The 12,581-nt window shown below is 40.9% G+C and carries 10 protein-coding genes; 6 read left to right on the top strand and 4 right to left on the bottom strand.

What is annotated here, in order from left to right; translation table 11 throughout:
• Positions 1 to 207: 207 nt before the first annotated feature.
• A complete protein-coding gene (locus tag QQK06_RS10240) occupies positions 208 to 1,479 on the top strand; it encodes a sterol desaturase family protein (protein WP_284244564.1) in 1,272 nt (423 codons plus the stop codon).
• A gap of 53 nt (positions 1,480 to 1,532) precedes the next feature.
• The gene (locus QQK06_RS10235) at positions 1,533 to 3,959 is read left to right on the top strand and encodes a TonB-dependent receptor (RefSeq protein ID WP_284244563.1); all 2,427 of its coding nucleotides are present in this window, start codon (positions 1,533 to 1,535) and stop codon (positions 3,957 to 3,959) included.
• A gap of 11 nt (positions 3,960 to 3,970) precedes the next feature.
• On the opposite strand, the gene QQK06_RS10230 is transcribed toward QQK06_RS10235, so the two are convergent.
• Positions 3,971 to 4,348: a helix-turn-helix transcriptional regulator gene (locus QQK06_RS10230; RefSeq protein WP_284244562.1), complete on the bottom strand. Its 378-nt coding sequence runs from the start codon at positions 4,346 to 4,348 to the stop codon at positions 3,971 to 3,973.
• Positions 4,349 to 4,577: 229 nt separating this feature from the next.
• Between QQK06_RS10230 and QQK06_RS10225 the strand changes: the two genes are divergently transcribed.
• Genes QQK06_RS10225 through QQK06_RS10210 form a run of 4 tightly spaced genes read left to right on the top strand, consistent with a single transcriptional unit; the run spans position 4,578 to position 9,536 of the window.
• Positions 4,578 to 5,111 carry a hypothetical protein gene (locus QQK06_RS10225; RefSeq protein ID WP_284244561.1) on the top strand — a complete coding sequence of 178 codons (534 nt, stop codon included), beginning with the start codon at positions 4,578 to 4,580 and terminating at the stop codon, positions 5,109 to 5,111.
• Complete coding sequence (locus QQK06_RS10220) at positions 5,111 to 6,883, top strand: OmpA family protein (protein WP_284244560.1); 1,773 nt, start codon at positions 5,111 to 5,113, stop codon at positions 6,881 to 6,883. The genes QQK06_RS10225 and QQK06_RS10220 overlap by 1 nt, the downstream gene beginning before the upstream one ends.
• A gap of 21 nt (positions 6,884 to 6,904) precedes the next feature.
• A complete protein-coding gene (locus QQK06_RS10215; RefSeq protein ID WP_284244559.1) occupies positions 6,905 to 7,399 on the top strand; it encodes a Rab family GTPase in 495 nt (164 codons plus the stop codon).
• A gap of 4 nt (positions 7,400 to 7,403) precedes the next feature.
• Complete coding sequence (locus tag QQK06_RS10210) at positions 7,404 to 9,536, top strand: sensor domain-containing protein (protein ID WP_284244558.1); 2,133 nt, start codon at positions 7,404 to 7,406, stop codon at positions 9,534 to 9,536.
• A gap of 79 nt (positions 9,537 to 9,615) precedes the next feature.
• Here QQK06_RS10210 and QQK06_RS10205 read toward each other — a convergent pair whose 3' ends face one another.
• From QQK06_RS10205 to QQK06_RS10195, 3 genes are all read right to left on the bottom strand, one after another.
• The gene (locus tag QQK06_RS10205) at positions 9,616 to 10,632 is read right to left on the bottom strand and encodes an AraC family transcriptional regulator (protein ID WP_284244557.1); all 1,017 of its coding nucleotides are present in this window, start codon (positions 10,630 to 10,632) and stop codon (positions 9,616 to 9,618) included.
• Positions 10,610 to 11,272: a lysoplasmalogenase gene (locus QQK06_RS10200; RefSeq protein ID WP_284244556.1), complete on the bottom strand. Its 663-nt coding sequence runs from the start codon at positions 11,270 to 11,272 to the stop codon at positions 10,610 to 10,612. Before QQK06_RS10200 ends, QQK06_RS10205 begins: the two co-directional genes overlap by 23 nt.
• A 167-nt stretch (positions 11,273 to 11,439) precedes the next feature.
• The gene (locus QQK06_RS10195; protein ID WP_284244555.1) at positions 11,440 to 12,567 is read right to left on the bottom strand and encodes a YHYH protein; all 1,128 of its coding nucleotides are present in this window, start codon (positions 12,565 to 12,567) and stop codon (positions 11,440 to 11,442) included.
• Positions 12,568 to 12,581 lie beyond the last annotated feature (14 nt).

The following is a 12,581-nucleotide window of genomic DNA, read 5'->3' as shown; positions in this document are numbered from 1 at the left end:
GCAACCGTAATTTCGGCTCACTTAATTTTTACGGATCCTGAATTCACCCTAAATGAATTCAGGACACTTTCCCAAATCGGTTTCCACAGTCAATCAATGTCGCTCTAAGGTCAATGTTTTACCTGAACACTTTCGCTATCTTTGATCTTTATCAAAGGTAAGTAAGCCATTTTTTGCTTGCTCAAGTCACATTAAAGGTTAGGTGTTATGGGATTTATTCTCGCGGCGATTCCATTTTTTCTGCTCGCTATAGCTATTGAACTATGGTTCGATAAACGCCGCGCCACTGGTTATTACCAGTTCAATGATGCAATAAACTCACTGCAGCTCGGCACCTTAAGTAGAATCATAGGCCTATTAAAAGCAGCGATTCCTTTTTCCCTCTATACCCTGATTTATCAAAACTATGCACTATGGCAATTACCTGAATCATCGCTATTAGTCTGGCTATTTGCCTTTATCGCCTATGACCTGGGATATTATTGGGTGCATAGATTAAGCCATCGCATAAATGTGATGTGGGCCTCTCACGTCGTGCATCATTCCAGTGAAGAATACAATTTAACTACTGCACTGAGGCAAACTAGTACGCCCGCACTGTTTGCCTGGGCGATATTATTACCACTGGCATTTTTCGGTATCAGCCCTATGCTGCTTATTAGCTGTGGCGCGCTAAATTTGATTTACCAATTCTGGGTCCATACCCGTCATATCGACAAAATGCCAGCCTGGTTTGAAGCCATTATGGTGACGCCGAGCCACCACAGAGTGCATCATGCATTAAATCGCGATTATATCGACAAAAACTACGCTGGGGTATTTATCCTCTGGGACAAGCTGTTTGGTTCGTTCCAGGCAGAAAAAGACAATATCAATATTGTTTATGGTGTTAGTCATCAGTTAAAAAGCTGGAATCCAATTTGGGCAAATTTTAAAGTCTATCGCGATCTGCTCACTGATACCTTAAATACCCAAAATTGGCGCGATAAATTTCAACTTTGGTTCAGACCACCAGGATGGCGACCACAAGATGTCACCGATACACATCCTCGCCCTTGGGTGACTACCAAATCATTAATCAAATATGACAACCAGCTTAGTTACATGAGCAAAGCTTATATCTTGTTTCAGTTCGTTATCACTATCGCGTTATCATTTTTTTTATTACTCAGTGCTAGTAACTTTAGCCTGCTAACTAACGTACTACTGTGCGGTATTGCAATGTTCTGTCTCTTTGCCACCAGCACATTACAAGAACAAAAACCAGCGAGTTTTTTATTTGAAACGCTACGCATTATTTTAGTTTCGTCAACGGTAGCCTATTTTTCGCCTGCAGAGATACAAGGCACTGTAGGCGTGGTCACGCTTTGCTACTGTTTAATAAGTCTGATGGGTTTACTTATCTTAAAACGCAAGCAGCAACGACAAACACTTTCATTAGCACCAACTCAGTCGCTCGCAAACGAAGCCGAAAACTAAAACAATAAATATCACCATAACAACAATAATATTTTATCCAACAGGGAATCTTTATGGACAAGCACCAATTTCTATCAGCTAGGCTGCGCCCGAGCCTGCTGACTATTACAATATTAAGCGCATTACAGGTTCAGGCCGATGAACTCGCTGACAACGTAAAAAAATCCGACATTGAAGTGATCCAAGTTAGTGCCCAACACAGAGTTGAAAATATCCAAGACGTCCCCATTGCCATTAGCGCATTTTCAGATGATAGCTTGGAAAAACTAAACGCCGAAAATATCAATGATCTTGGGCTGTTTACCCCGGGACTAGAAACCAATAATGCCACAGCCACTCAAACTACTTTTAATATTCGCGGTATTACTACCAATGATTTTGGTATTGGTTTAGATCCGGCAGTCGCCGTTTATATTGATGGCGTTTATGTTGGACGACGTGGTACCTCTAACCTTAATTTTAACGATATTGCCCGAGTGGAAGTATTAAAAGGCCCGCAAGGTACCTTATTTGGCCGTAATTCCGCCGCAGGTGCCATCAATATCATTACCAAGTTACCGGAAGAAGAAAATACCGGTTCATTACAATTAACGGCTGGCAACTATGGAAAATTAAAAGCCGCCACCACCTATAACCTAGCATTATCAGACGACTTATTCTGGCGAGTCAGCGGGGTTAAAAATCACCGCGATGGCTATGTCGATGTTATTCATCAGCAGGAGGACATTGGCGATAACAATGACTGGTCGCTAACCAGCAGTTTGCTATGGCAGGCCAGTCCTAACTTAACCGCCAACTTGCGCTTTGATGTATCGAATATCGATCAGGACTCAAGACCTGCAGCGACATTAAACCCGGCATTTGGCCCTGGCGATCCATTTGGCAGTGTTGCCACCGACGTTGAAGATAATAACGAAAAGCGCAAAGCGAAAGGCGCTTCATTAGAACTTAACTATGATTTTGCCAATATGCGGTTTACCTCGATTAGCGCCTATCGCGAATTTACCCGCTATAACTCAATGGAAGATGATGGCAGCGCTTTTGATCGCGCCTATTTCCACAGTATCTTAGATGAAGATCAGCAGCAATTAAGCCAGGAATTTCGCCTGACCGGTTACAGCGATAAGCTGAAATGGACACTAGGCGCAACTTATTTCGATGAAGATATCTCTCAAGATACTTATGCTAACTTTCTGTTTCAGTCAATTGACGGCTTTGCCCTGACCAGTGCAGGCATGAATCCGGCAGAAATTCCTAACGTTATGCCAGGTTTAGGTATGGCAGGCTTTTTCATGCAGCTGCTGCCACCTCAGCTAATTAATGAAATCGCCAGTCAAACGGTATTCACCCCGGAGCAAATTTATGGCGTTATTGCCTTTAATAACTATGGCAAGCCATTTAACGAATTAACTCGTAACCGTAACCAAACCACTAGTTATGCCGCCTATGCCGATGCCACCTACAGCGTTAATGAACAGTTCAATCTAACCTTAGGCCTACGTTATAGCGTTGATAAGAAAACGTTTAACATTAATACTGCTTATCAAAACGAAATCAATATTGGCTTACTTGACTACCCGGGCATTCCGGTAGGATTCGCTTTTGCCAACCCTACCGACAGTGAACAAAAAGATGACTGGAGTAAACTAACGCCACGTATCGTCGTCGATTATCAATGGACAGACGACTTAATGACCTATGCCAGTTATGCCGAAGGCTTTAAATCCGGCGGCTTTAATACCTTAGGCATGGCACCACCGGTAGCTGAAGAAACCGTTAAAAATAGTGAGCTCGGGATGAAGTCTTTCTGGCTCGACGGCGACTTAAAACTCAACCTCTCGGTATTTAGCTACCAATACACTGATTTACAGCAGCATGAATTAGATGGCCCGGCTGGCACTATCCCTACCTATAATTTACGAAATGTTGATGCAGAAGGTCGGGGCTATGAAATTGAAGCAGAATGGCAAGCCAGTGATAACTTGTTGCTTTCTGTTAATTATGGCCTGCTCGATACCGAATATACCCATTGGGGATTATTTCCCTGGGAAAATGAGCAAGACTTAAATGAGTCAAAAGTCGGCGAGTCAATTTCCGGCATGCCAAAACATAATATATATCTTGCCGCCGATTATTATCACTACTGGTCGCAGCATACCCTAGCCGTTCACCTTGATCACACTTATACCAGTGAGCGCCAAACCGATATCGACGGCCCATCGATTCCTGTCTTGCCGTATGATCCTGCCACGGTAAAAGGCTTAACTGCCGATAACCGCATTGACGCTTACGGCATCACCAATGCCCATATCAGCGTGATTGATAACGATGAAAACTATCGTGTCAGTTTTTATGTCGAAAACCTGTTTGACAAAGAATATCTGCTGGCAATCGGCGGTCAGGCAATGGCTGTGGGCTCACCAATAGCAAACCGCGGTCTGCCAAGGATGTATGGTGTTAGCGTTACCATGAATTTTTAACCAGCGATAACTTATGTTAAAGGATAAGGATGTAAGCGATAGGACTGTGGCGTGTGCCCGGTCCAACGCTTAAACGCTCGCTGAAAGGCACTTTGCTCGGAATAACCGAGTTTAGCGGCAATATACAGCAATTTGTGATCAGTTTGGGTTAGATAAGAGATTGCCTGCGCTTGGCGAATGTCCGTTAACAGCTGAGTCAAATGAGTGTCTTCTTTTTGCAATTTACGCTGCAACTGTCTAACACCTATTTCTAAATGTTCAGCGATGTCAGTGAGCTCAGGCACTTTATTGGGCAAGGTTTCAATAATAAACTGAGTGATAATATCCAGTGACGCACTTGAACGCTTCGCCGCCAGTTTATTCTCAGCATGACAACACATCTCCAGCATCTAAAGCAACTAAAGCCAATGTCAATAATGTATTATCTTTACAACGGGATGAACGTTGCACAGCAACCAGCAATAACAAAATAGGCAGTGCTTTAAGGCAAATTGCAATGAATAAGGGCAAAGCTTACGAAATTAGATAAATGATCACTGTTAAGCTAAACAAGAAAATTATCAGATTACTGTTACACTTAAATAACTGACTAATTTTCAATCAAATGGAATAAGAATAATGGCGAATAAAAAAGTCACTAAGCCAGATAATGTCATCGCCGATACAGACAATGAACTTAATCAACTACGCAGTATTATTTTCGGCCAGGCTCAGCAACAACTTAACACGCAAATTAATCAACTATCACAAGAACTGCAAAAAGGATTAACTAAGCTTGAGCAAGGCTTTAACCGACAGCTTAGTGAAATGAATAATAGCATTAATAAACGATTAACCGAGCTTAACCAAAGGTTGCAAGATATAGATAAAACTCATGAAGATATCGAATCGCATCTTCAGCAAGATCTGAAAAATCTGGCATCAGAAAGTGAAATGTTTTCCACCTCGACTCAAGAAGATCTTAAGCATATTGAGCAATCACTCAACGAAGAGGCCAGCATGCTCACTAACACCTTTAATGAACAGTTAGAAAAATTAAAAGCACATTTAGATCAGGTATCTAACGAGTTAACCACGTCAAAAACTGACAGGAAAACACTGGCTAAACTACTGGCAACCATGGCGAACAACTTGGAAGACGACCAGCTATAATGAAAACATCGGGCGATAATGTATCAACTGAGGCTCAACAGTTAGCACAATTACGATCCATAATAATGGGTAAAGGTTACTCAGAGGTAACCGATGTTGTAAAAAAAAATGCCCGCCACATCATCAGTGCACAAATCAGCGAGGCGCTGCATGACAGACAAAAATCAGATCAGTCTATCAACAAGGTACTGCAGCCATTACTTGAAGAAACCGTCAGTCATAGCGTAGCTCATAATAAAGAAAAATTAGTCAGCGCCTTATACCCTTTGATGGGGAGCTTAATCAGAAAATCTGTTGCTGCTTTTCTTAGCGACTTAATGACTCGCACTAACCAATTATTAGAAAGTAGTTTTACCTTAAAAGGCATTAAGTGGCGCATTCAGGCATGGCATGCGGGGATAAGTTATGCGCAATACGTAGCCGCTCAAACTTTTATATATCGAGTTGAGCATGTTTTTCTTATCCATAAAGAAACTGGATTATTGCTTAATTATGTCAGCCAAAAAAGTAATAAAAATACCGATGCCGATCTGATTTCCGCCATGCTCACTGCGATTAATGATTTTGTCAGTGACTCATTTTTATCTGATAGTGATGGCGCAAAGCAACAGTTGGAGACCATCACTACTAACAATTTCAATTTATTAATAAAACCTGGACCAGAAGCTTTAGTGGTCGCCGCTATTATCGGTACTCCATCGCCACAAATAAATGAACAACTTCAAATCACCTTGGAAGATATCCATCGCCTATACACGGAAGAACTTACCCAATTTGATGGTGATGACCAACCATTTGCCCACACAACAAGCTTATTAAAAGATTGCTTACTTGCAGAGCAGAAAACCTCTGCTAAACACCAACATTTTCCATTATATGCCTGGTTATTTGTCGCAACATTAACCTTGTTGCTAGTGGTGAAGTTAACGTCAATTTGGCAGCAAAAACAGCTCGCCAATACCTTAGCTTTGTTATCCGATGAGCCTGGTGTAGTGGTAAAGCAGTTAAGTGTAATAAATAGCAATGAAGTCATCATCGATATACTGCGCGATCCTGATGCCATAACAATTAACAGCTGGTTACAACAACATCAGCTATCAATTGAGAATCTAACCATCAAACAAGCCCTCTATCGCTCTTGGGAACCACAATTATTAACCAAACGTGCAAGCGAAATTTTAACTCGCTACCCTGAAGTTACATCAAGTTGGCAAGATAACCAGCTAAACATTAGTGGCGCGGTAATGTTTACTCGTCGAGAAAAACTGTTAACCGAGCTTGCTATTGCCGGGCTCTCAACAGAGAAAAATCTGAACACCAACAGATTAACCTTGTTAAAAACACCAGTAAATAACAACAATCAATCGATTAACAAGCAAATTTTTGATGATTTGGTTGGCCAAATAGCCGCTATTCAATTGAGCTTTGCCGTGGCAAGTGCAGAGATAGATGCCCAAATGCAACAAAAAATAAATAAACTGATGCACTTGTTTACCCAACTCAATTTTCAAGCAAATAAGCTAAACTTAAAAGCAGGGATATTAATAATGGGCTTTAGCGATAGTTCAGGCAATAGAGAAGCCAATGAGGTATTGAGCCGATTACGCGCACGAAACACCGCAAATCAGCTTACGCAATTAGGCATTGCACGAGAGCTCATCTATGTTACCGGGTTAGGGGAAATAGACATAAACGAGGTGGAAGCAAAATCAAGAAAGGTGCTGTTTAATATTATTTATGTCACCAACGGTAAATTAGCAGCGAGTAAATGACCAATTTAATGGAGTAATGTCTTGATTCAAAAAAAAGTATGTCTATTAGGCGCTTCAAGCGTTGGCAAAACAAGCTTAGTAAAACAGTTTGTTGAAGGCATCTTTAACGAAAAATATTTAACGACCATAGGCGTTAAAGTTGATCGTAAAGCACTAACAATTGAAGATAAGACAATCCAGCTTATGCTTTGGGATATAGAAGGTAACGATAGGTATAATCAATTCCAACAAAGGTATTTACGTGGCGCGGCAGCATATATCCTAGTGATGGACCAAACCCGATTTTCTTCGCTTGCCGATGGCATAGATATTCACACGCAAGCAAGGCAAGTAACCGACTGCCCGGCGATTTTGGCTATTAATAAAAACGACTTAGCCGCCAATTGGCAATGGGACAGCGAAGAAGTAAAAAGATACCATAACCTCTTTGAACGACAATTTTCAACCAGTGCCAAAACCGGGGAAAATGTTGACAATATGTTTACCTGCTTAGCCAAATTATTGCTTGAGGATTAAGATAATGAGTTCCTTGATAAATAATCTGATCAACGCGATGGAGCAAGCGGTTTTTGAGGTTACCGACTATCATAGTCATAAATTTAAACTGATTGAAGGACAAAGTGACTGGGTCAAAAAGTTATTACCCAAGGCCACTCATCAAAATGTATTTATCATCAATGACGATACCCCGTTTTTATTAGACTTCCTGTTTGACGCAAATCAGGTCTGGCATAATAACGAAAATGCTAAACTAAAGTCTGGACTGTGGACCGAAGTAACCGACAACGGAAAAGAACTACACTTAGAAGCAATAGCAATAAAACATCAAGGCAACAATTTATTGCTGATCACTAATCAATCTGACGAATTCAGTTTCCGACAAAAGACCCTACAAACAGCAAGAGAATTGTTGCTATCTAACGATAAGCTCATTGAGCAAAATGAATACCTAAACAACCGGATCCAAAGCATTTTAAAGCAACCCTCAGAGCAAAGTGATATTTTACTGGCGCTAACCAAAGCTATCGAGAATGCAAGTTTTGGTGTACTAATCACTAACGCTGACTTTATTACGCTTATTGAAAACTCTTCCGCTGAAAAAGTCTTTAATGTACAACAAACCGCCAAAGCAGTATCAGCAAAACCTGTAGACATTATTACCAAACTACTGATAAACCAACTACCTGAATATGATCGTATTATAACAACTAAATCCAGTTGGACTGGTGAGCTTTGCTGGATGTCGCCACCATCGACACTGAAATGGCTTAAAGTAGCCTTGTACCCGGTAAAGAATGAACTTAACGAACTCACCAATTGGATTGTTTTTATTAATGACATCAGTGACTTAAAACACCTTGTTCAGCACAACGAACAACTGGCACTACTTGATATGCTGACAGAGTTACCCAACCGCATTTCTTTTTGGCAAGCGTTAGAGCAACATATCGCACAGCAAGATCAATTCTATCTATTATATATAGATATCAACGACTTTCGTCATCACAACGAATTTTATGGTCATGAAGCCGGAGATGAATTACTAATTGAAGTTAGTATTAGGCTAAAAGAGCAATTAACTCCTGCGGATTACTTGGCGCGTGTCGGTGGTGATGAATTTGCCATTATATTAAGTCAGATCAACTGCCAAAAAGACTGCCAACTTGCCGTTGACAATATAATCAACCACATCAAAAAACCATTTTATACCGCCAACAACGATTTAATTAATATTAATGTCAATGTCGGTGCCGCTAGCTATCCCAACGACGCTAAAAATGTTGAAGAATTAATGAAGTTTGTCGACTTAAGTGCTTATAGTGCTAAGAAAGGCAAAAACAGTACGCTCCAGTTTTATGATCAGTCAATTAAAGAAGCCTCTGACAAGGTGCTCGAGATTGAGCATGAGTTAAAAACAGCCGTCACTAACAATGAGTTTGAATTGTACTTACAACCGATTGTTGATTTGGAACAAAGGAGAATCGTAAAAGCGGAAGCACTGATCCGCTGGAACCACCCCCAAAAGGGTATTGTTGGTCCTGTGCAATTTATTCCCATTGCTGAACAAAGTGAGTTAATCATTACCATAGGTAAATGGGTGATTGAAAGTGCCTGTAAAATTGCTAAATATATCGAACAACATGGCTATAAAATTAAAATTTCCATGAATCTCTCACCGACCCAAGTGTTAGATGATAACTTGTTTAACTTTTTATATAGCAAAATCAAAACCTACAATGTTGAGCCAGCATTACTGGAATTAGAAGTAACCGAAGGGGTACTGGTAGATGATTACTCGGTTATCGATAAATTACTCAGTAAAGTCAGAGCCATTGGAATGAGCGTCTCGGTTGATGATTTTGGCACCGGCTATAGTTCACTCGCCTATTTAAAAAAACTGCCGCTTGATAGCATCAAAATAGACAAGTCTTTTATCCAGGATATTGCAACCGACGATAATGATAAAGCTATTGTTCGAGCTGTTATCGCCATGGCTCACAATCTTAATCTTGGTGTTATTGCCGAAGGGGTTGAAGATAATGAGCAATTACATTTTTTATCAAAAAATCTCTGTGATTCGGCACAAGGCTACCTATTTAGCCGGCCAATAAAGGTCGAAGAGTTCTTACAGTTAATCAAAGAATATCAATAACTAATCCAAATTAATAAACACTTGATGTTAATACTATATACATTAACGCCACTTCAATATTCATTGACTTCACTAAGCATTAAACTAAAGGATAAGGATTTAAGCGATAGGACTGTGGCGTTTGCCCGGTCCAACGCTTAAACGCACGCTGAAAGGCACTTTGTTCCGAGTAGCCCAGTTTAGCGGCAATATAAAGCAACTTATGGTCGGTCTGAGTTAAATAGGAAATTGCCTGTGACTGGCGAATATTCGTTAGCAGTTTAGTTAAATTAGTGTCCTCTTTCTGTAGCTTACGCTGCAATTGCCGGACACCTATCTCTAAATGTTCGGCTATGTCGGTGAGCTCAGGCACTTTATTGGGCAAGGTCTCAATAATAAACTGGCTGATAATATCCAGTGACGCACTCGAACGCTTCGCCGCAAGCTTATTTTCTGCATGGCAACATAAAACATTTAACACTTCCTCATTAAACGAGGAGATCGGCAACATTAGCGAACTTTGTTTAAACACTATGCCGTTAAAATCGGCATTAAAATGCACTGGACAGCCAAAAAATTCCTGATATTGCTCGCTATCGGCTAACGAAGCATGAGTAAAATGCACACTTAACGGCTTATCATCTGTGTAAGTATATTGGAAGGCAAAAGCAACCCAAGAAGTGATCACTTGCTCGATATTATTAGCACTAGCATTCGGTTCCGACAGCCAGCGAATAACCACTTGCTGCTGCTCAATCTCATGGTAAGCACGGCCAGTGTTACCTAACAAACACTGATACCGTTTTTGATACGCCAGCGCCTGCCATAAGCTCGGACACGCCGCCACAATATGACCTAAAAACCCCCAAAAACTCAGTTCAAATGCCTTGCCATGAACAAAGCCAATATTGGCAATATTTAATCGCTGACTGCCAAACTGCAACAAGGCTTCATAATCTTGTGTGGTATATTCCCGCTCATTAAAGTCTGTTTCCTTCACTCCAATCATAGCAAGCACTTCAGATAACCCAACGCCCTGGCGAACAAGGAAATTCACCAGCGCTTTTAACGCATAGAAAGATTGAGCTGTCGCGTTAGCTGATAGCTGTTCGGTCATCTTGCTGTTTTAACATGCCATTAATAATAAAGAATTGTGCCAAGTAATAACTGAGCATCACCAGCTGATCGGAAAAAGGTAATGGCGTTTTAAATATACTCAGCGCCAGCATGGCATCAGAACTGATAAAACTTAATGCGCCGACCGCAACCCAAAGATGGATCCCTGAGAGTAACGCGCATAACCCCATACAAGTTATAACAAATAAATAAACTGTCACTGGCACCATTAATTCACCGGTATCTGGCAAAATATAAAATGCCATAGCAATTGCAAAAGCCAGTACCAGCACTGCTACTATTTTTCGAACCTTGTTCGGCTTGTTAACTCGCGCACGAATAAAACTCACTGTATAAACCAATTGCGCGATCAAAAATGCTCCCAGTCCTAAAATAAAGCTATTACTGATTGGCAACGCCAGCAACACATCTCCAGCACCTGAAGCAATTAATGCCAATGTCAGTAATGTTTTATCTTTACAACGGGATGAACGTTGCACAGCAACCAGCAATAACAAAATAGGCAGTGCCTTTAAGGAAAATTGCAATGAATAAGGGCTAAAGCTTAACGAAATTAGATAAATGATCGCAGTTAAGCCAAACAAGGTATTTAACTGATTATTATTAGTTTTTGTCGTCATAACATCTCAACTATTAGCAAGATAAGCTTGATGTTATAACATGCTTATTGTGGTCTTACCACTAGATTTACCCAGATATAAACGAGCTACCTATGATAGCTCGTTATTGATTAGGGGACGCCTTCCTTGGCACTGCGATTGTTAGCGCTAACTATTGCTGAAATCTATTAATGACTATGACTAATTCCATTATGGCTGTGCAGGCGATTAGCTAATGCCGGTCCTTGTTTATTAAGCGAACTATCTGGAGTCCCTTTATAACAACCAACCACCCAAGGATAACTATTAGTAATGTAATAACCGTACTGGCCGTTAATCGTCATGCCATTACACTGATCTAGATCGCCACTACCCGCCTGATAATCATAATCGCCACGGAATTGTCCGTCATAATTATTGCTGGCAACATCTCCCATACCCGCCTGAGGGGTCGTATAACCATTGACCAGTTGACGAACACCAGCTTTTAACTGATAGCTTGATTGCGCTTTTCTCACTACGCCATTGTCACTAAAGCAAGAGCCATAAATCGGAAAGCCATCAGCAGCAAAGCCTATCACTGGCGATTCCTGAGCAATCAGATCACAATCACTGTCAAATAAAGCCATAGGATTACCATGATAATGATAAGTGCCATCAGGTTGAACATGGGCATTATGAATGTCAGTACCAAAATTATTTAATGGCGACATAGGGTCATAACGCCACGGGTTATCGAGCTGATCTTCACCACAGCCAATTTTTTCCTGCCCTAACGGTTCATTGCCAACGTCGTAACAAGCGGCAGCTAATAAGTCAATTACAACACCATTAAGCAAGATCGCATTGGTTGTCCCCAAACTTAATTCAGTGACAGTAGCGGCAGCAACCGGCGATTTAGGAATTTCATAACGTCCGCTCTGCTCTGCAACATTGGTGGCAAAAGATGCCGAAGCATCATTAAAATCATGATTGGGGATTTCGTTAACGTCAAAAACACACTTATCGCCACTCACACTGATCACCACATCACCATTAAAACCAACATTACGTTGAACATCCTCTACATTTGAATAATAAGAGCCAACATAATATTCACATGAGCCGTTTTGCTCGGTTAGTATCGCATCAGTTATATCAATGGCATCACCAGTAGTCTGCGTATCAGTAGTAGTGGAGCCTGAAGTTGTAGTCGTATTATCAACGCCCGCACTATTAATATTAGAGCTACTGCTACCACACGCAGTTATCACACTGGTTAACAACGCGATAGCAGCACCCGTTTTTAGTAAACTACTATTAATCTGCTGTTTCATCGTATATTTCCTCA

The sequence above is a fragment of the Thalassotalea insulae genome (genome assembly GCF_030161395.1).
GTDB classification, from domain to species: domain Bacteria; phylum Pseudomonadota; class Gammaproteobacteria; order Enterobacterales; family Alteromonadaceae; genus Thalassotalea_E; species Thalassotalea_E insulae.
This window is presented reverse-complemented; position numbering and strand designations above follow the sequence as displayed.

What these genes read in the sequence shown, in the direction of transcription:
- QQK06_RS10235 (WP_284244563.1), top strand. Translation starts at nt 1,533, where the DNA reads ATGGACAAGCACCAATTTCTATCAGCTAGGCTGCGCCCGAGCCTGCTG.
- QQK06_RS10205 (WP_284244557.1), bottom strand. Translation starts at nt 10,632, where the DNA reads ATGACCGAACAGCTATCAGCTAACGCGACAGCTCAATCTTTCTATGCG.
- QQK06_RS10225 (WP_284244561.1), top strand. Translation starts at nt 4,578, where the DNA reads ATGGCGAATAAAAAAGTCACTAAGCCAGATAATGTCATCGCCGATACA.
- QQK06_RS10200 (WP_284244556.1), bottom strand. Translation starts at nt 11,272, where the DNA reads ATGACGACAAAAACTAATAATAATCAGTTAAATACCTTGTTTGGCTTA.
- QQK06_RS10195 (WP_284244555.1), bottom strand. Translation starts at nt 12,567, where the DNA reads ATGAAACAGCAGATTAATAGTAGTTTACTAAAAACGGGTGCTGCTATC.
- QQK06_RS10220 (WP_284244560.1), top strand. Translation starts at nt 5,111, where the DNA reads ATGAAAACATCGGGCGATAATGTATCAACTGAGGCTCAACAGTTAGCA.
- QQK06_RS10210 (WP_284244558.1), top strand. Translation starts at nt 7,404, where the DNA reads ATGAGTTCCTTGATAAATAATCTGATCAACGCGATGGAGCAAGCGGTT.
- QQK06_RS10240 (WP_284244564.1), top strand. Translation starts at nt 208, where the DNA reads ATGGGATTTATTCTCGCGGCGATTCCATTTTTTCTGCTCGCTATAGCT.
- QQK06_RS10230 (WP_284244562.1), bottom strand. Translation starts at nt 4,348, where the DNA reads ATGCTGGAGATGTGTTGTCATGCTGAGAATAAACTGGCGGCGAAGCGT.